General features: G+C 43.5%; 16 protein-coding genes, 2 pseudogenes and 1 other annotated feature. Of the genes and pseudogenes, 4 read left to right on the forward strand and 14 right to left on the reverse strand.

What is annotated here, in order from left to right:
• Nucleotides 1-54: 54 nt before the first annotated feature.
• Nucleotides 55-1,635: a TerC family protein gene (locus IQ209_RS14500; RefSeq protein ID WP_193851959.1), complete on the reverse strand. Its 1,581-nt coding sequence runs from the start codon at nucleotides 1,633-1,635 to the stop codon at nucleotides 55-57.
• Between the two features lie 289 nt (nucleotides 1,636-1,924).
• On the opposite strand from IQ209_RS14500, the gene gndA reads away from it, so the two are divergent.
• A complete protein-coding gene (gndA, locus tag IQ209_RS14505) occupies nucleotides 1,925-3,331 on the forward strand; it encodes an NADP-dependent phosphogluconate dehydrogenase (protein WP_193851960.1) in 1,407 nt (468 codons plus the stop codon).
• A gap of 202 nt (nucleotides 3,332-3,533) precedes the next feature.
• Here the strand turns inward: gndA and IQ209_RS14510 are convergent, their stop codons facing one another.
• Nucleotides 3,534-3,674, reverse strand: a complete 141-nt coding sequence (locus tag IQ209_RS14510; protein WP_193851975.1) for a hypothetical protein — start codon at nucleotides 3,672-3,674, stop codon at nucleotides 3,534-3,536.
• 84 nt (nucleotides 3,675-3,758) lie between these two features.
• Nucleotides 3,759-3,905, reverse strand: a pseudogene (locus IQ209_RS14515) (YbaK/prolyl-tRNA synthetase associated domain-containing protein); the annotation flags it as partial.
• A 248-nt stretch (nucleotides 3,906-4,153) separates the two neighbouring features.
• Between IQ209_RS14515 and yiaY the strand changes: the two are divergent.
• The gene (gene yiaY, locus IQ209_RS14520) at nucleotides 4,154-5,305 is read left to right on the forward strand and encodes an L-threonine dehydrogenase (RefSeq protein WP_193851961.1); all 1,152 of its coding nucleotides are present in this window, start codon (nucleotides 4,154-4,156) and stop codon (nucleotides 5,303-5,305) included.
• Nucleotides 5,306-5,389: 84 nt separating this feature from the next.
• On the opposite strand, the gene hisIE is transcribed toward yiaY, so the two are convergent.
• From hisIE to hisL, 9 genes and pseudogenes are all read right to left on the reverse strand, one after another.
• Nucleotides 5,390-6,025, reverse strand: coding sequence for a bifunctional phosphoribosyl-AMP cyclohydrolase/phosphoribosyl-ATP diphosphatase HisIE (gene hisIE / locus IQ209_RS14525; RefSeq protein ID WP_193851962.1), 636 nt, complete (start codon nucleotides 6,023-6,025; stop codon nucleotides 5,390-5,392).
• Complete coding sequence (hisF, locus tag IQ209_RS14530; protein ID WP_193851963.1) at nucleotides 6,019-6,795, reverse strand: imidazole glycerol phosphate synthase subunit HisF; 777 nt, start codon at nucleotides 6,793-6,795, stop codon at nucleotides 6,019-6,021. Before hisF ends, hisIE begins: the two co-directional genes overlap by 7 nt.
• Nucleotides 6,777-7,514: a 1-(5-phosphoribosyl)-5-[(5-phosphoribosylamino)methylideneamino]imidazole-4-carboxamide isomerase gene (gene hisA, locus IQ209_RS14535; RefSeq protein ID WP_193851964.1), complete on the reverse strand. Its 738-nt coding sequence runs from the start codon at nucleotides 7,512-7,514 to the stop codon at nucleotides 6,777-6,779. The genes hisF and hisA overlap by 19 nt, the downstream gene beginning before the upstream one ends.
• Nucleotides 7,515-7,518: 4 nt before the next feature.
• The gene (hisH, locus tag IQ209_RS14540; RefSeq protein ID WP_193851965.1) at nucleotides 7,519-8,109 is read right to left on the reverse strand and encodes an imidazole glycerol phosphate synthase subunit HisH; all 591 of its coding nucleotides are present in this window, start codon (nucleotides 8,107-8,109) and stop codon (nucleotides 7,519-7,521) included.
• 22 nt (nucleotides 8,110-8,131) lie between these two features.
• A complete protein-coding gene (gene hisB, locus IQ209_RS14545; protein WP_193851966.1) occupies nucleotides 8,132-9,199 on the reverse strand; it encodes a bifunctional histidinol-phosphatase/imidazoleglycerol-phosphate dehydratase HisB in 1,068 nt (355 codons plus the stop codon).
• Nucleotides 9,196-10,338 (reverse strand): histidinol-phosphate transaminase, encoded by a 1,143-nt coding sequence (gene hisC, locus IQ209_RS14550; protein WP_339378889.1) that lies wholly within the window; start codon nucleotides 10,336-10,338, stop codon nucleotides 9,196-9,198. The genes hisB and hisC overlap by 4 nt, the downstream gene beginning before the upstream one ends.
• Nucleotides 10,315-11,622: pseudogene (gene hisD, locus IQ209_RS14555) on the reverse strand (histidinol dehydrogenase); the annotation flags it as partial. The pseudogene hisD and the gene hisC, both read right to left, overlap by 24 nt.
• Nucleotides 11,623-11,627: 5 nt before the next feature.
• A complete protein-coding gene (hisG, locus tag IQ209_RS14560; protein WP_193851967.1) occupies nucleotides 11,628-12,527 on the reverse strand; it encodes an ATP phosphoribosyltransferase in 900 nt (299 codons plus the stop codon).
• A 47-nt stretch (nucleotides 12,528-12,574) separates the two neighbouring features.
• Nucleotides 12,575-12,696: a sequence feature (His leader region), on the reverse strand.
• Nucleotides 12,672-12,719, reverse strand: coding sequence for a his operon leader peptide (gene hisL / locus IQ209_RS14565; protein ID WP_113967449.1), 48 nt, complete (start codon nucleotides 12,717-12,719; stop codon nucleotides 12,672-12,674). It overlaps the preceding feature by 25 nt.
• A gap of 308 nt (nucleotides 12,720-13,027) precedes the next feature.
• On the opposite strand from hisL, the gene IQ209_RS14570 reads away from it, so the two are divergent.
• Entirely contained in the window at nucleotides 13,028-13,867 is an 840-nt protein-coding gene (locus IQ209_RS14570) for an SDR family oxidoreductase (RefSeq protein WP_193851968.1), read from the forward strand.
• A 19-nt stretch (nucleotides 13,868-13,886) separates the two neighbouring features.
• On the opposite strand, the gene IQ209_RS14575 is transcribed toward IQ209_RS14570, so the two are convergent.
• Nucleotides 13,887-14,507 carry a glutathione S-transferase family protein gene (locus IQ209_RS14575; RefSeq protein WP_193851969.1) on the reverse strand — a complete coding sequence of 207 codons (621 nt, stop codon included), beginning with the start codon at nucleotides 14,505-14,507 and terminating at the stop codon, nucleotides 13,887-13,889.
• A gap of 155 nt (nucleotides 14,508-14,662) precedes the next feature.
• Here IQ209_RS14575 and IQ209_RS14580 point away from each other — a divergent pair, with 155 nt between their 5' ends.
• On the forward strand, nucleotides 14,663-15,868 hold the full coding sequence (locus IQ209_RS14580; protein WP_370588426.1) for a serine hydrolase: 1,206 nt from the start codon (nucleotides 14,663-14,665) through the stop codon (nucleotides 15,866-15,868).
• Between the two features lie 89 nt (nucleotides 15,869-15,957).
• Here IQ209_RS14580 and IQ209_RS14585 read toward each other — a convergent pair whose 3' ends face one another.
• Nucleotides 15,958-17,265, reverse strand: a complete 1,308-nt coding sequence (locus tag IQ209_RS14585) for an HAAAP family serine/threonine permease (RefSeq protein ID WP_193851971.1) — start codon at nucleotides 17,263-17,265, stop codon at nucleotides 15,958-15,960.
• Nucleotides 17,266-17,734: the final 469 nt, after the last annotated feature.

Genomic DNA, 17,734 nt, shown 5'->3' on the forward strand with positions numbered 1-17,734 from the left:
AACCGGCTTTATGCCGGTTTTTTTCAGTAGGTGATATCGTCTTAAGATCGTGGGTTATATTTCTGCCATTTCTTCAACGGATAGTGGGGTAATTTTCACTTTATTGATGCGGTGGCTGGTGATTTCCAACGCTTCAAACAGATAGTCACTAATCTTCAATTGCTCGCCTTGTTGTGGAATGTGTTGCAGATGTTCCATCAACAAGCCTGCTAGTGTCTGATATTCCCGTTTTTCATCCAATAGCAGCGGCACATAAAGCACCAAATCTTCCAGTGGCATAAATCCATTGGCGATCCAATATCCTTCTTCCATGACCTGAATATCATGGCGAGCATCGATCTCTCCGCTACCTACAGGGAGATTACCTGTAATGGTTTCCATCACATCAGTTACTGTAACTACCCCTTCGACAGAACCGAATTCATCGACGACAAAGGCAAAATGGGTTTGTGCCTTACGGAATTGTTCCAACGCCTGTAGTAAAGAAAGAGATTCCGGGAAAATCAACGGTTGCTGAACTAACTTCCTTAAATCGAAAGTATTATGCATCAGTTGTTGATTAAGGATATCAATTACATGTACAACGCCAAGCGGTTCGTCACCACTCTGTTCATCTGTGACCACAATTCGTGTATGTGGTTTTTGTTTCAATAAGTTAGTCAATTTTTCCGTAGGGGAATGGACATCAAGATAAACCACATCATGGCGTGACGTCATGATGCTGCTGACGGTACGTTGTGCCATGCTGAGAACGCGGGCAATCATCTGGCGTTCCTGAGGCTCAAAGATTTCTTTGTTATCTGCATGATCTGCAATCAGGTCAGAAGTATGGTTATCCAACGCAGCGTTTTCACGTTTGCCATTTAAAATGTGAAGAACAGCTTCTGCGGTTCTTTCGCGCAGAGAGCGGGAAGCGCTCAAGAATTTGCGGCGATTGAACTGAGCGAACTGGTTTAGTGCTTCAATCATGATGGAGAAACCGATGGCAGCGTAGAGATAGCCTTTCGGAATATGATAGCCAAAGCCTTCTGCAACCAGGCTAAATCCAATCATTAGCAAGAAACTGAGACACAGGATCACGATTGTGGGATGCACATTGACAAATTTTGTCAGCGGCTTGCTGGCCCATATCATCAAGATCATGGCAATGGTAACAGCAGCAACCATGATACCAATGTGATTAACCATTCCTACAGCGGTGATAACAGAATCCAGAGAGAATACCGCATCTAAGACGATAATTTGCACAACAACCGCCCAGAAGCTGGCCCCTTTGCGTTGTTGATTAGTATGTAACGTTTTTCCTTCTAACCGTTCGTTCAATTCCATTGTCGCTTTGAACAGCAAGAAGATCCCCCCTATCAACATAATTAAATCACGGGCACTGAAACGGTGCTCCCATAAAGTAACCAGTGGATTAGTCAGGGAAATGAGCCAGGATAGGCTGAATAGCAGCAATATCCTCATGACAAGGGCGCAGGAAAGCCCTGTCAGGCGAGCTTTATCTCTCTCTTTTTCAGGTAGTTTATCTGCCAGAATGGCAATGAATATTAAGTTGTCTATTCCGAGAACAATTTCTAAAACGATAAGTGTGGCCAGACCTGCCCATATCGTCGGATCAGCGATCCATTCCATATAATTTGTTTTACCTTTTAGTGGGACGGCATTTGCCGACTATTAAATAATGCGTATTGAAATGCGAAATATCAATAGGTGATTTATCTCAGTTGGAAATTTTTTCAGCAAAAAAACATCACGACGATATCGGTTGCATCAATAACTATCACCGATGACCATTCCTGAGTTAACATGTGACTTCATTAACAAATTGCCCACTCTGTTTTGTTGCATACGGTATGTATACATTTGGTATTACGTATAGCATCTTGGGTGGGCGGCAGTCATTATTAGACGGGAGTTATTCATGTCCAAACAACAGATCGGTGTTGTCGGTATGGCGGTAATGGGGCGCAACCTGGCGTTGAATATTGAAAGCCGTGGTTACTCTGTATCTATTTTTAACCGCTCCAGCGATAAAACAAATGAAGTTATTGCTGAAAATCCAGGGAAAAAATTAGTTCCAAATTATTCCATTGAAGAGTTTGTCGATTCGCTGGAAAAGCCACGTCGTATTCTGTTGATGGTTAAGGCTGGTGAAGCTACGGATAAAACCATTGCATCGCTGATGCCACATTTGGATAAGGGTGACATTCTGATCGATGGTGGCAACACCTATTTTCAGGATACTATTCGCCGTAATCGTGAGTTGTCTGCACAGGGCATTAATTTTATCGGTACGGGTGTTTCTGGTGGTGAAGAAGGTGCATTGAAAGGCCCTTCAATTATGCCGGGTGGTCAGAAAGAAGCTTATGAGTTAGTCGCCCCAATTTTGAAAGAGATCGCAGCTCAGGCTGATGGTGAGCCTTGTGTGACTTATATCGGGGAAGATGGTGCGGGTCATTATGTGAAGATGGTTCACAATGGCATTGAATATGGTGATATGCAGCTGATTGCAGAAGCCTATTCTCTGTTGAAAAGCGCATTGAACCTGAGCAATCAGGCGTTGACTGACGTGTTCAGTGACTGGAACCAGGGTGAATTAAGCAGCTATTTGATCGAAATTACTGCTGATATTTTCCGTAAGCAAGATGAAGATGGAAAATATCTGGTTGACGTGATCCTGGATGAAGCAGCCAACAAAGGCACCGGTAAATGGACCAGTCAAAGCTCTCTGGATCTGGGTGTTCCAGTAACACTTATTACGGAATCTGTCTTTGCACGCTATATCTCTTCCCTGAAAGAGCAGCGTGTAGCTGCATCTAAAGTTCTGTCAGGCCCGGAAGTTCAGCCATTCAACGGAGACAAGGCTGAATTTATCGAGAAAGTTCGCCGTGCCCTGTATTTGGGTAAGATTGTGTCTTATGCGCAAGGCTTCCAACAGTTGAAAGCGGCATCAGATGAGTACAACTGGGCTCTGAACTATGGCGAAATCGCCAAGATCTTCCGCGCTGGTTGTATTATTCGCGCGCAATTCCTGCAAAAAATCACCGATGCATACAATGAAAACCCAGCTATCGCTAACCTGCTTTTAGCACCTTACTTCAAACAAATCGCAGATGAATATCAGCAAGCTCTGCGTGATGTTGTTTCTTACGGTGTGCAGAATGGTATCCCAACACCAACATTCTCTGCTGCAATCTCTTATTACGATAGCTATCGTTCTGCTGTATTGCCGGCTAACTTGACTCAGGCACAGCGCGATTACTTTGGTGCACACACTTACAAGCGTACTGATAAAGAAGGTGTTTTCCACACGGAATGGTTGGACTAATCATTAAATATCTTTATACCAATCTAACTTCAAGATGCGTGTAATGTCTCCCCGCGGGGCGGGGAGACATTAAGTTTCATATGGTGTTAAAAATGGCAACTTGAAGTTTAATGCGTATATAAGAAATAAAATTTTCCTAAAAAGCAAGGTGCTGAGTTTTCAGCACCTTTTTTATGAAATGACGTGAAGTAAAATTAAAGTATCAATTTGGAGGTTGCCACTTAAGCAATCGTTGGGCAAATCTCTCCAACCAGTGTGCTATCTCTGCATCGTGGAGATAAAGAAAGACGGCAAGGCAGAGGATAGTCAGGCTGAGTATTACCAGAACAAAAATATTATTCATATAATAATCACCCATTTTATCTGGTTAAATTATAGCAAAATTTAAGTTGTCTTTAATTTATTGGGCATTTTCTTAAAGCTAGCTTTAATCGGTTATTTTCCGAAAAGCAACTAACTCTGGCATAGCGATGCGAAGGTAATCTTTTGTATTCAAAATAATCGAACGTTCCAGACTACCTGCATTAAATGCCAATTCCTCATAGCGTTCGAATAAAAGCGGAGCGGCCGCCAGTAGCGTGTTCCATAACACGATAGCGGGCATTGTTAGTGTCTAATAGGGTAGTGGGGCGTGCAAAAATGTCGTTTTTTAGCAAAATATTCTCCTACGTAAACGCAAAGTAAATGATACCTATTTTTTCATGCTTGCTTCGGCACTTATTGATTTTGATCAAAATGACTAAAATAGATAAGTGTCACATTGTAATTCCATTTTTTTATATTCAGGTTTGGAATACTTCAGTAAAACCTAAGGAGTTTCAAATGGCAGCATCAACTTTCTTTATCCCGCCAGTGAATAAAATCGGTATGGGATGCATGGACGAAGCCGTCGAATTAATGAAAAATTATGGCTACAGGCAGGCTTTGATTGTCACTGACCGCGTGTTAAACGAGATTGGTGTTGTTGGAAAAGTTCAGGCCTTGCTGGCAGATGTTGGGATAAAAAGTGCAATTTATGATGGAACCAATCCAAACCCAACTACGATTAACGTTGGGGAAGGTTTGGCAATTCTGCACCAGCATACCTGTGATTGTGTGATCTCTTTAGGGGGTGGTTCACCGCATGACTGTGCAAAAGGTATTGCGCTGGTGGCAGCTAATGGCGGGGATATTCGTGATTATGAAGGCGTTGATCGTTCAGCTAAACCACAATTACCCCTGATTGCCATCAATACTACTGCGGGAACAGCTTCTGAAATGACACGTTTCTGTATCATTACAGATGTTGAACGTCATATCAAAATGGCAATTGTAGATAAAAATGTAACGCCTATTTTGTCAGTCAATGATTCTGCATTGATGGCCGGGATGCCAAAAGGATTGACTGCCGCAACGGGGATGGATGCATTGACTCATGCTATTGAGGCTTATGTTTCTACGGCGGCAAATCCTATTACTGATGCTTGCGCATTGAAAGCGGTGACAATGATTAGCAATTATTTGCGTCGCGCTGTTGAAGATGGCAATGACATGGAAGCGCGTGAAAATATGGCTTATGCCCAGTTTTTGGCTGGCATGGCGTTCAATAATGCTTCTTTGGGATATGTCCATGCTATGGCACACCAGTTAGGTGGATTTTATGATTTGCCCCACGGAGTCTGTAATGCGGTTTTACTGCCACATGTACAGAAATTCAATGCAAAAGTATCTGCTGCGCGTTTGAAAGAGATTGCGGCGGCTATGGGCGTTGAGGTAGGTGCTTTAAACGATACACAAGGTGCTGAAGCCTGCATCCATACCATCAGTGAATTGGCAAAAGATGTAAATATTCCGTCAGGTTTGTCTGAGTTGAACGTAAAAGAGGAAGATTTGCCTACATTAGCGACCAATGCATTGAAAGATGCCTGTGGATTCACCAACCCGATTCAAGCATCACATGAAGAAATCGTTGCTATCTTTAAGGCGGCAATGTAGTTCCAGAGAATAAGCCACTTCGTTTATATATTTGTTGGTGAAGTGGCCGCTATTTTTCAAAATCTTAATTCTTGCAATTGAAAATTAAGCTTTGGCTGGGTGCCGCTGCCGCAATTGACGAATAATACTACTGAGGTCGAGCTTTTGATCCTGGAGTAAAACCAGCAGATGATAGAGCAAATCTGCGGCTTCGTTGGTCAGCTCTTTCCGATCATTGACTGTAGCGGCTAACGCGGTTTCGACGCCTTCTTCACCAACCTTTTGGGCGATGCGTTTTGTCCCACTGGCATATAAACGAGCCGTATAAGAACTGTCCGGTGAGGCGTGTTTTCGGCTTGCCAGTAATTGTTCCAATTCATAGAGAAAACCCCATTCGGTTTGTGCAGGCGCAAAACAGCTTTCATTACCTGTATGACAGGTGGGTCCAATAGGCTCTACTAAGGCTAATAGGGTATCATTGTCACAGTCGGGATAGATACCAACCAAATTCAGAAAATGGCCGGAGCTTTCGCCTTTTGTCCATAATCTCTGTTTAGTACGGGAAAAAAAGGTCACTTTGCCAGAGTTGAGCGTGACATTTAGCGCTTCCTGATCCATGTATCCCAGCATTAACACGGTTCCAGAGATGGCGTGTTGGACAATGACGGGCATCAGATTATCCACTTTTTTCCAATCCAGTTTCTCTATTTCCTGAGTTGTTAATTGTCGTTCTGTCAACATGTCCTAACCTCAATGCCCTGTGTAGCAAGATATTGTTTGAGTTCGTTGATATTAATGATCTGTTTGTGGAAAACGGAGGCAGCCAAAGCACCATCAACATTTGCAAGCTGAAAAGCATCGCGGAAGTGTTCTGGCGCTCCAGCTCCTCCAGAAGCAATCAGTGGTACAGAACAGACATCACGCACTAATTTTAGTTGGGTAAGCTCATAACCATTGCGGACACCATCCTGATTCATCATATTCAGGACGATTTCACCAGCACCGCGTTGTTGCACTTCTTTAATCCAATCCAATGTTTGCCAGCGGGTTGCGGTTGTGCGCTTTTCATCCCCGGTAAATTGGTAAACTTGGTAACTGTTAGTCTTTTCATCAAACCATGTATCAATACCCACGACGACACATTGCACACCGTAACGATCAGCCAGACGGTTAATTAAACTTGGATCAGCCAAGGCTGGGGAGTTAATGGAAATTTTATCTGCACCGAATGCTAAAATTTGTCCCGCCTCTTCGACGGATTTAATGCCACCCGCTACGCAGAAAGGGATATCGATAACTTCAGCAATTTTTGCCACCCAGCTTTTATCTACCACGCGGCCGTCGGAAGAGGCGGTAATATCGTAAAACACCAACTCATCAGCGCCTTCCTGGGCATAGCGTTGAGCGAGCGGGACAATATCACCAATAATTTCATGGTTACGGAATTGTACGCCTTTGACGACTTGTCCATCACGGACATCCAGGCATGGAATTATGCGTTTTGCCAACATTGGATAGCCTCCGTCAGGGTAAATTTTCCTTCCAGTAGTGCGCGGCCGACAATGACACCTGCCACACCAGAAGCAGGTAGAGAAGAGATATCAGTGAGACTGCCAATGCCGCCGGAAGCCTGAAATTGGATTTGTGGATATTTGTGACTGATTTCCTGATAAAGCGCAATATTAGAGCCGTTTAATGTGCCATCACGGGAAATGTCGGTACATAAAACATGTTTTAGCCCGACAGGGAGATACTGCTCAATGACATACTCAAGGGTAGCGTTGCTGTTTTCTTGCCAGCCACTAATAGCGATTTGTTTTACCCCATCTGCATTGATGCGAACATCCAGTGCCAGCACAATGGCTTCTGCCCCGTAGTTTTGCAACCATTGTTTGACTAATTCAGGCTGTGTAATTGCCGTAGAACCAATAACAACACGGCTTGCACCTGCTTCAAGCAGGGTTATTATATCTGCCTCTGAACGAATACCCCCGCCAACTTGAACGGGAACAGTAACGCTTGCCAGTAGCTCTTTTAAAAGCACAATTTGGCGTTTGGCAGGATCTTTGGCACCAGCCAGGTCCACTAAATGCAGCAACTTAGCGCCTTCCTGTTCATATTGCTGTAAGCGAGAGAGCGGAGAATTGCCATAATCCCGACGTTGGTCATAATCTCCTTGATGCAAACGCACCACATTGCCATCGATTAAATCTAATGCAGGTATAATCATGCGATTACATCTCCAAAAAGTTTTTCAGTAGTTGCGCGCCTGCTGCCCCTGAACGTTCAGGGTGGAATTGCACCCCAAAGAAATTATCTTTTGCAATGGCGCTACTAAATGTATTGCCATATTCAGTTTGAGCAATCGTATATTCACCGACAGGTAGGGCATAGCTGTGAACAAAATAGAAACGGGAATTATTTGCGATAGAGCGAAACAGTGGATTATCTGTCAGCACTTTCACCTGATTCCAGCCCATATGTGGCAATGGCAAATCTGCGGTCACCATTTTTTTGACTGGTGCGTCAATGAGCTGCAAGAGAGGGATGTTATCACCTTCTTCGCTGATACGGGCCAGCAATTGCATGCCAAGACAGATACCTAATACGGGTTGGGTAAGAGAATTAATCAAGGGAATTAATTGTCGTTGTTCAAGTTGTTCCATCGCGGCAATCGCCGTACCCACTCCCGGTAGAAGTAGTTTATCGGCTGCCTGAACAATATCCGCATCTAAACTCACCGTCGGTTCATAACCTAACCGGCGGATGGCATAGGCAACGGAAGCGAGGTTAGCGCAGCCTGTATCTAGAATAACAACGTTCATCATAGTTTCCTTTACACCTTTCCTATAAAACACCTTTGGAACTCGGCAAAATATCGCCCTCTACGTGAATAGCTTGACGTAAAGTTCGGCCAAACACTTTAAACAGGCTTTCTGCCCGATGGTGATCGTTCTTGCCTTTAGTTTTCAGGTGTAAGGTGCATCCCATTGTGTAAGAGAGAGAACGGAAAAAATGTTCGATCATTTCTGTACTCAAATCTCCAACCCGTTGGTGTTTAAATTCAGCTTTATATTCAAGATGTGGGCGACCGGAAATATCCAGAGCACAGCGAGCAAGGCATTCATCCATTGGCAACATAAAGCCAAATCTGGCAATACCGCGTTTATCCCCCAGTGCTTGCTTTAAAGCTTCTCCCAGTGCGAGGCCGGTATCTTCAACAGTATGATGATCGTCAATATAGAGATCACCCTTGACTTGGATATTCATGCGGAAGCCGCCATGAGTTGCGATCTGATCCAGCATATGATCGAAAAAACCGACGCCTGTATTGATACGACTTCCTCCTTCACGATCTAACCAAATTTCAATATTGATAGTGGTCTCTTTGGTTTTTCGTTCAACATGGGCATGGCGATCTTTACAGGTCAGTTGTTCACAAATGACCGACCATCCCAGTGATTCTGGCTGGTAGCGAATGCCCCTGATCCCCATATTTTGGGCTAATTGTAGATCAGTTTCCCGATCACCGATGACGTAACTGTTGTCAGTATCAATGGCATTGTCTGCCAGATATTTTTGTACCAACCCAAGTTTGGGTTTACGGCAATGACAGTTATCTTCTGGCTTGTGTGGGCAAATCAGTACCTCTTCAAAATGGATACCTTGTGAAGTGAAAACCTGCATCATCAAGGCATGAGGTGGCTCAAAATCCGCTTGTGGAAAACGAGTTGTACCTAATCCGTCCTGATTAGTGATCATCACTAACTTATAATTGGCTTTTTGCAGGGCGAGTAAGGCAGGGATCACACCAGCTTCAAAAGCCAATTTATCAAGGCGATCAACTTGATAATCACTGGGGGGTTCGGTGATCAATGTTCCATCGCGGTCAATAAAAAGCATTTTCTGGCTCATGGATTTTCAGTTTCCTTGATTTGTTGAGGTTGATCGGAAAGTGCACTAATGGCACGAACCAACTGTTCACATTCATTCCGATTGCCGACGGTAATGCGCAGGCAATTTGTTAATCCTGGTTGTTTACGCTGGTCACGCAAGATGATCCCTTGTTCCCACAGCGTCTTGAATACAAGTTCTGCATTGATAAATTTCACCAAAATATAATTAGTTTCGCTTGGAAACACGTTTTCAACCAAGGCCAATTTACTGAGAGCTTGCTGGAGATAAGCCCGATTGTTGGTGATCTCTGCCACACGATTTCTCATTGTTGCAATACCTGCTTCGGTTAATGCTTGTGCAGCGATATCAGCAACAGGCGTCGCCAATGGATAAGGGGCAATCACTTTTAACATCAATGCGATGATATCGGCAGAGGCCAGCGTAAATCCACAACGTAATCCAGCCAAAGCAAAAGATTTCGAGAGGGTTCGCAAAATCACTAAGTGAGGATAGTCTTGTAGCCAACGGGTGGTAGCATGAGTAGTTGTGTGTTGTGGACAAAATTCGATATAGGCCTCGTCAATAGCAACGATGGCACGGTTACGGGCTAATTCAAGGATCTGGCGTAATGCCGCAGGATCAATCAGGTTGCCTGTCGGATTGTTGGGGCTACAGATATAGATTAGCTTGACACGATCCAGATTATTTTTGATAGCGGCAATATCTGGTTGCCAGTCGGTGCTGGCAGGAATTTTTTTCTGCTCTACGCCGAAGGTTTCAGCACTAACGCTGTACATACCATAAGTTGGTGGGCAAAACAGGACAGCATCGCGTCCTGGCTCACAAAAAACGCGGATCAGCAGTTCGATCGATTCATCGGCTCCGCGGCTGACAAGAACTTGCTCCGGTTGCAGGCCTGCATAATCGGCATAACGTTGAATGACGGTTGCTGGTTGGCATTCAGGATAGCGATTGAGCGTATTTTCGGTGAGTTGGAAATCGGGTGCGATGGGATATTCATTCGCATTTAACCAAACATCACCACGACCACCCAGACGGCGGGCAGACATATAAGGGACTAATTTGCGAACGTTTTCTCTTGCCAATGAATTGATATCAAAAACTGTACTCATGATTGTTCCATTCAACGCAGCCATACGTAATGTAACGGCATTTTTGTGCGCGATAAGCTGTTCTGCCTGTGCCAGTGTTTCGATAGTGGGGGCGAGTTTTTTTAATCCTTGCGGAGTGATCCTCTGGACGGTCATTCTTTTCAGAAAATCAGTCAGGCCAAGGCTGGAATAAGTTGAAGTATAGCCATAGGTAGGCAGAACGTGATTGGTGCCGGAAGCGTAATCTCCGGCGGATTCAGGTGACCAGTCACCAAGAAAAATAGAACCGGCGTTGGTAATCTGCTCAAGTAGTTGTTCAGGCTGACGAGTTTGGATGATCAAGTGTTCTGGACCATATTGGTTGCTGATTGCTACGCACTGGTCAAGATCTTGCGTAATAATTATCCGGCTGGCTTGCAAGGCTTGGATTGCGATCTGCTGGCGTGGCAAGGCTATGAGTTGGGTTTCAATTTCATGGATAACTTTTTTAGCTAAATTTTCATCGGGAGTTAGCAATATCACTTGGGAATCGGGGCCGTGTTCTGCCTGTGAAAGTAGATCTGCTGCCGTAAATACGGGATTGGCTCCGCTGTCAGCGATAACCAATACTTCGGACGGGCCTGCGGGCATATCGATTGCCGCGCCGTCAAGCTGTTGGCTGACTTGACGTTTGGCCTCTGTTACCCATGCATTTCCGGGACCAAAAATTTTGTCTACTTTGGCAACGGATTCTGTTCCGAATGCCATTGCGGCAATCGCCTGAGCACCACCGATTTGAAATATCTCGCTGATCCCACATAGTTGCGCAGCATAGAGTATTTCATCGGCAATAGGGGGAGGAGAACACAAGATAACTTTACGGCAACCTGCAATGTTGGCGGGCGTACCTAACATTAATACCGTTGAGGGCAGGGGAGCAGATCCGCCAGGAATATAGAGTCCAACTGAATCTATTGGGCGCGTAACTTGTTGGCAGCGAACTCCGGGCAATGTTTCGACGTCAATTTCTGCCGGTTTTTGTGCTTCGTGGAATTGCCGGATATTGTTCATAGCCTGTTGCATAGCTTGCTTAATTTCTGGGGGCAGACGAGCGGCGGCGGCATCCACTTCGTTGGCAGAAATTCGGATGGTTTCAACAATGGTTTTGTCGAAGCGTTGGCTAAGCTCTTGTAATGCCTGGTCGCCTCGTGTTTTCACGGTTGCCAAAATTTGTTTCACTGTATCGGAAATATCATCGGATGCGGCAATAGCCGGACGGGTCAGCAATATTTTTTGTTGTTCTGACGCACATGCTTGCCAGCGAATGATGGTTTTAAAATTAGTGTTCATCAAAGTTACTCCATCATTTTTTCAATTGGCAGAACCAAAATAGAACTGGCACCTAATGCCTTGAGTTTCTCCATCGTTTCCCAGAACAGGGTTTCACTACTGACCATATGCATGGCTACGCGATTTTGTGCACCTGCCAGCGGCAAGATAGTGGGACGTTCTGCGCCTGGTAGCAGGGAGATAATCTCTTCCAATTTGTCGTTGGGAGCATGCAGCATGATGTATTTGGATTCTCGTGCCTGAATGACGCCTTGGATGCGGAGCATCAATTTATCAATAAGCTGCTGTTTGGCCTCTGCTATCTCTCCATCACGTTGGATCAAACAGGCTTTTGACCGATAAATGACCTCAACTTCCCGTAAGCCATTGGCTTCCAACGTGGCACCTGTGGAAACTAAATCACAGATAGCGTCTGCAAGCCCTGCACGGGGGGCAACTTCGACTGAACCATTGAGAAGACAAGATTTGAAGAGAATGCCTTTTTGGTCTAAATAACGTTTTAATAAGTGAGGGTAAGAAGTTGCGATACGGGCATCTTGCAGGCATTCCACGTTGGTATAATCGCAATCAAAAGGCATTGCCAAAGAAAGCCGACAATCGCCAAAATCGAGGCGGCGCAATATTAGATAGCGAGGATCTTCTCCTTGTGCCCGGCGAGTCAGTAGCTCTTCTTCAAGCACGTTTTCCCCAATAATGCCCAGATCGACAACCCCATCCATCACAAGGCCCGGAATATCATCATCACGGACACGCAGAATGTCGATAGGCATATTTTCAGCGAATGCGATCAGGCGCTGTTGTTGTAAGTTAATTTTGATACCACAACTCGCCAGCAATGTTCTGGAGTCATCACTCAGACGGCCTGATTTTTGAATGGCTATACGTAAGCGTGTTTTATCTAGCATGTTTTATCCTATCTCAAGATTCAGTCATTAATTCCTAAAAATCAGATATAAAAAAACCCCCGGAAAATCTTCCGAGGGTTTTTATCGTATTCGTACCACCGGAAGACGGGTCAAATGTCTTCCAGCACACAGCAGCCTGAAAGACTAGTCAGGATGATGGTGGTGGTGGTGGTTAAACTGAATACGGTTCATATGTACGAGTTCTCTATTTTTTTACAAAGTTGTTTTTACAAAAGGTTTTATACAAAAATATGCTGTACTGAATAATGGCGGTACGTAACGTTATGTTTGTGACTAAGGATTGGTTGCTTGTTGTTTAACCTATACGATCTTGTGTATAAAAAGCAAACTTTATTTTAAAGAAGAAGTTTATTTCTTATTAACATATTGTTTTAAAACCAATATGTGTTTGGTTGCTATTAAACAAATAGATGAGTAATGTTAGCCGTGGTTATATAATGGCCTAAGAATCAACACGGCATCGCTTTTGGGAGGGTGGGGTGAGAAAAGTTTCCATTATTGGATTAGGGTGGTTAGGAATGCCATTGGCACAAGCACTACAAAGCAAGGGAATGCAGGTAGTTGGGAGTAAAACAACACCAGATGGTGTTGAAGCGGCTTGTATGTGTGGAGTAGATTGTTACCAACTAAATTTGGAGCCTCAGATTGTTTGCGATGCAGATGATCTTGATCAACTGATGTCTGTTGATGTGCTGATTTTGACATTGCCTGTTAGTGGTGTTGCTGGTGGTGGGAAGGGATATGTAAAAGCAGTACAACTGGTTGTTGATACTGCACTTTCGTATTCGGTTCCACGGATTATTTTCACCAGTTCTACTTCAGTTTATGGTTCATCTGTTGGTTATCTTAATGAAGATGAGTCCGTGTTCCCCGAAACTGAGTCAGCCAAGGCACTGGTTGAGTTGGAAAACTGGCTGCATCAATTACCTAATACATCGGTCGATATCTTACGTCTGGCCGGATTGGTAGGCAATGGGCGTCATGCAGGACGTTTTCTTGCTGGAAGGAAGGCACTCAGTGGAGGAGAAAGTGCGGTCAATTTGGTACATCAAGACGATGCCATTTCTGCCATTAAGCTTCTTATTCAACAACCGGAAGGTGGACATCTTTTTAATTTGTGTGCACCAATACACCCGAAAAGAGCAGAGTTTTATCAGTCAGCCAGTCGCCAGCTCGATCTGACGCCGCCAGAATTTTTACAGTCAGAAGGTGCAGAAATCGAAAGTAAGGTAGAAAAAATCGTTGATGGTAGCCGTATCTGTCGGGAACTAAGGTTTGAATATCAGTTCCCAGATCCCGGCAGAATGCCAATGAGTTAATAAAATACTAAGTAAAACCTCAGCTTATTTCTATCATAACAATCTTTCTGAAAGCGGGTCTTTCGGTCAGCAATTGATACCAGCGCTCTAAGTTTGGCAAAGATGGGCGCTCTATTTCTACGTTTAACCATAAGTAAGCCAGCGGAGCTAAGGCAATATCAGCCATACCAAATTTGTCGCCGGAAAGGTATTGCTGATTACTTAGAGTGTCATCGATAATTCTCAGCCATTTTTCAATTTCTGCTAACAATTGGTCAATGATTTTAGGATCGCGTTGATCTGCCGGTGTTCTGACAAAGTTGATCATAAATTGTTTAATCGGAGGGAAGAAGTTGCAACCAACCCAATCCATCCATTTTTCAACACTGGCTCTTTCTTGAAGATCGGCTGGGTAAAGACTGTCTTTGCCAAATTTTGCAGCAATGTAACGAACAATTGCATTGGATTCCCATAAGATAAAATCGTCTTCTTGTAAACAAGGAATAACTGCATTGGGGTTCATACGCCGGTATTCAGGTTCGTTGAGTTTACCAAATTTGCCACCAACATCCATTTGTTGATATGGCACATTTAGCTCTTCCAGACACCAAAGCACTTTTTTCACGTTTGATGAATTTTTACGGCCCCAGATTGTCAACATTATTTTCTCCTTAAGATCAGTATATTTTTAACAATTGATAATATGACAATAAAACCCGTTGAATAACAGAAAAATCTTTACGTTATTGGGTTGGAGTCTTCTTTCATAACATCCTATATTAATAGAGTTTTAGCAGAGAAAAAGGGCGAGCGATGATGAAAAAAAGACAGCAGATACCGATAATTAAATTTTTTACTTTTGGCTTGGGTGTTTTTTGGTTGGCAAATATCAGTGTATATGCAATGGAACAGCCCGCAGTGCCTGAAATTGATGCAAGAGCCTATGTGTTAATAGATTATTCCAGTGGAAAAATCCTGGCCTCAAATAACGCGGATGAGCGGTTAGATCCTGCCAGCTTGACGAAGATAATGACCAGTTATGTTGTCGGCCAGGCGATCAAGTCAGGGAAAATTTCCACAGAAGATATGGTAACGGTTGGCAAAGATGCCTGGGCTACAGGGAATCCAATACTTAAGGGATCTTCGCTAATGTTTTTGAAACCGGGTGACAGGGTTAAGGTGATTGATCTGAACCGCGGTGTTGTGATCCAATCCGGTAACGACGCCAGTATTGCACTTGCAGATTATGTTGCTGGCAGTCAGGATGCTTTCGTTGATTTGATGAATAAGCACTCAGAAACACTAAAATTGACGAACACTCATTTCAAGACAGTGCATGGTTTGGATGCAGCAGGACAGTATAGTACTGCCTATGATATGGCGATTTTAAGTCAGGCTATGATCCGTGATGTGCCGGAAGAATACGCCCTGAATAAAGAAAAAGTGTTCACTTTTAACAATATCCGCCAGCCTAATCGCAATCGTCTGTTGTGGAATAAAAACATGAATGTGGATGGTATCAAAACCGGACACACCAGCGGCGCTGGCTATAATCTTGTTGCATCGGCAACTGATGGGCCAATGCGTTTGATTTCAGTGGTATTGGGTGCACCTAGTGATCGCGTACGTTTTTCTGACAGTGAAAAACTTTTGTCATGGGGATTTCGTTTTTATGAATCGGCGACACCGCTGAAGGCCAGTGATACGTTGGTGACGGAGAAAGTATGGTACGGGACTCGCCCAGAAGTCGCATTGGGAGTGGAAAAGGATGCTTCCGTGGTAGTTCCCCGTGGGCAAATAGGGAATTTGAAAGCGAGTTTTACTCTAGATAATACCTCGCTTGAGGCACCATTAGCCCAGAACCAAGTGGTAGGTACGGTGAACTTTCTGCTGAATGATAAAATTATTGACCAGCGTCCGCTGGTTGTTAAAGAAGCAGTGGAAGAAAGTGGTTTTTTTGGGCGTATGTGGGATTTCGTTGTAAAAACGGTCAGTGGCTGGTTTAATTCGATTTTCGGTTAACACCTAGATGAAAAAAACGCCAGTCGATCTTTTGATGACTGGCATTTTTTGACGTGCTACCAACGAAGAAAGCAGCTCATGGATTTTGATTACATGACGGAGTAAATCGCTGCTGAAATAGCAATTGAACCGGTCACAATGACAAAAATATTGCTTGGTTTACCTGCATATTTGCGCATAGCTGGAACTTTTTTGATTGCGTACATTGGCATGATAAACAGGATCATCGCAATAACTGGCCCACCCAGTGATTCAATGATGTTCAGGATGCTTGGGTTAAGTGTCGCGACGAGCCAGGCACTGACCAACATAAAGAGGCTAGTGATACGATTCAGCGTTTTGTGCTGAACAGTCTTGCCACGTGTGTTCATCATTGCTTTGTTCACAATGCCGTTAAAGCCTTCACGGGCGCCCAGATAGTGGCCGAGGAAAGACTTGGTTATAGCAATAAAAGCGATAAATGGCGCAATATACTCAATAGTTGGTACACGAAAGTGGTTAGCCAGGTAGGACAGAATAGTGATGTTCTGTGCTTTTGCTTCTGCTAAATTTTCCGGTGACAGGCTCAGTACGCAACTGAAAACAAAGAACATGACTGTCAGTACCATCATGATATGGGCATAGGACAGAATGCGTGAACATTTTTTCTCTGCGTGCTCACCATATTCTTCACGTTTTGCAACTGCGAAGGCTGAGATGATTGGGGAATGGTTAAAAGAGAAAACCATAACAGGAATTGCCAGCCACAAGGTAAATAGCAGACCATTATTACTTGTAGTAGACAGGACATTGCCCTGCGACAGGCTATCAAAAATGGTAGTGTTCCAGTGAGGGATTAAGTACAAGGCCAACAGCATCAAAACGGTGACGAATGGGAATACCAATACACTCATGGCCTTAACGATGGCTTTCTCACCGAAACGGATGATGCTCATCACACCCAGAAGCAATACCAATGCCAGCAATGCACGTGGTGGAGCATCTATCTGTAGCTGATTTACAAGAAAGCTCTCTACTGTATTGGTCAGTGCAACACTGTACACGAGTAAAATAGGATAAATAGCAAAAAAATAGAGGACGGTGATCAGAAAGCCTGCAACTTTACCAAAATGTTCTTCTACCACACCGGTGATATCATCACCATTGCTTTTGCCAGATAGAACAAAACGGCACATTCCACGGTGCGCAAAAAATGTCATGGGAAAAGCAAGAATTACCATGATAATGAGTGGAATTAAACCACCAATACCTGCATTGATGGGAAGAAACAAAACGCCGGCACCAATCGCTGTGCCATATAATCCCAGCATCCATACTGTGTCTGATTTACGCCAGGTAGTGTGATTGCTTTTGCTGGAAGCAGAGGATGCTATCGAACCTGCTTGAGATGTGTCCATAAGTATCTCCGAAATAACGCGGTAAAGTAAAATTTAAAAACTACTAAACCCGCACATTAATTAAATGTGCGAGTTGGATTTTTATATGAATAATAAGTTGTCAGATATTGTGTTGGTGTTTATCTAAACGTTTTTATTACTACATCCAAAAAACTTAACCCCAGACTTTTGGTAGGGGAAATATAGTTATTTTCAGTGAAATGTACCGTGATCACTCTCGCAATTGCAAGATTTATATAGAAAAGGAAAATTGTTAAAAACATTCATGGAAATGTTGACTAAATATTAAGTAAAATAAAATGCAAATTTTGTTAAAGAATGTATCATTATTTTTATTTTAAATTCTAATATTTATCGGGTTTATTGCTTAATAATATTCACATGTTAATAATTCTTTCTTGTTTGGTGTTTGAATAACCTGAAATTGAATTATAAATGCCAATGTTCTTATCTTAATATATCTCTATTT

The sequence above is a fragment of the Xenorhabdus sp. BG5 genome, from assembly GCF_015163665.1.
GTDB lineage: Bacteria > Pseudomonadota > Gammaproteobacteria > Enterobacterales > Enterobacteriaceae > Xenorhabdus.

Coding starts and splice junctions, on each gene's coding strand:
- yiaY (WP_193851961.1), top strand. CDS start 4,154: ATGGCAGCATCAACTTTCTTTATCCCGCCAGTGAATAAAATCGGTATG.
- IQ209_RS14500 (WP_193851959.1), bottom strand. CDS start 1,635: ATGGAATGGATCGCTGATCCGACGATATGGGCAGGTCTGGCCACACTT.
- hisA (WP_193851964.1), bottom strand. CDS start 7,514: ATGATTATACCTGCATTAGATTTAATCGATGGCAATGTGGTGCGTTTG.
- hisF (WP_193851963.1), bottom strand. CDS start 6,795: ATGTTGGCAAAACGCATAATTCCATGCCTGGATGTCCGTGATGGACAA.
- IQ209_RS14580 (WP_370588426.1), top strand. CDS start 14,663: ATGAAAAAAAGACAGCAGATACCGATAATTAAATTTTTTACTTTTGGC.
- IQ209_RS14575 (WP_193851969.1), bottom strand. CDS start 14,507: ATGTTGACAATCTGGGGCCGTAAAAATTCATCAAACGTGAAAAAAGTG.
- hisH (WP_193851965.1), bottom strand. CDS start 8,109: ATGAACGTTGTTATTCTAGATACAGGCTGCGCTAACCTCGCTTCCGTT.
- IQ209_RS14585 (WP_193851971.1), bottom strand. CDS start 17,265: ATGGACACATCTCAAGCAGGTTCGATAGCATCCTCTGCTTCCAGCAAA.
- IQ209_RS14510 (WP_193851975.1), bottom strand. CDS start 3,674: ATGAATAATATTTTTGTTCTGGTAATACTCAGCCTGACTATCCTCTGC.
- hisIE (WP_193851962.1), bottom strand. CDS start 6,025: ATGTTGACAGAACGACAATTAACAACTCAGGAAATAGAGAAACTGGAT.
- hisC (WP_339378889.1), bottom strand. CDS start 10,338: ATGGCTGCGTTGAATGGAACAATCATGAGTACAGTTTTTGATATCAAT.
- hisG (WP_193851967.1), bottom strand. CDS start 12,527: ATGCTAGATAAAACACGCTTACGTATAGCCATTCAAAAATCAGGCCGT.
- hisB (WP_193851966.1), bottom strand. CDS start 9,199: ATGAGCCAGAAAATGCTTTTTATTGACCGCGATGGAACATTGATCACC.
- gndA (WP_193851960.1), top strand. CDS start 1,925: ATGTCCAAACAACAGATCGGTGTTGTCGGTATGGCGGTAATGGGGCGC.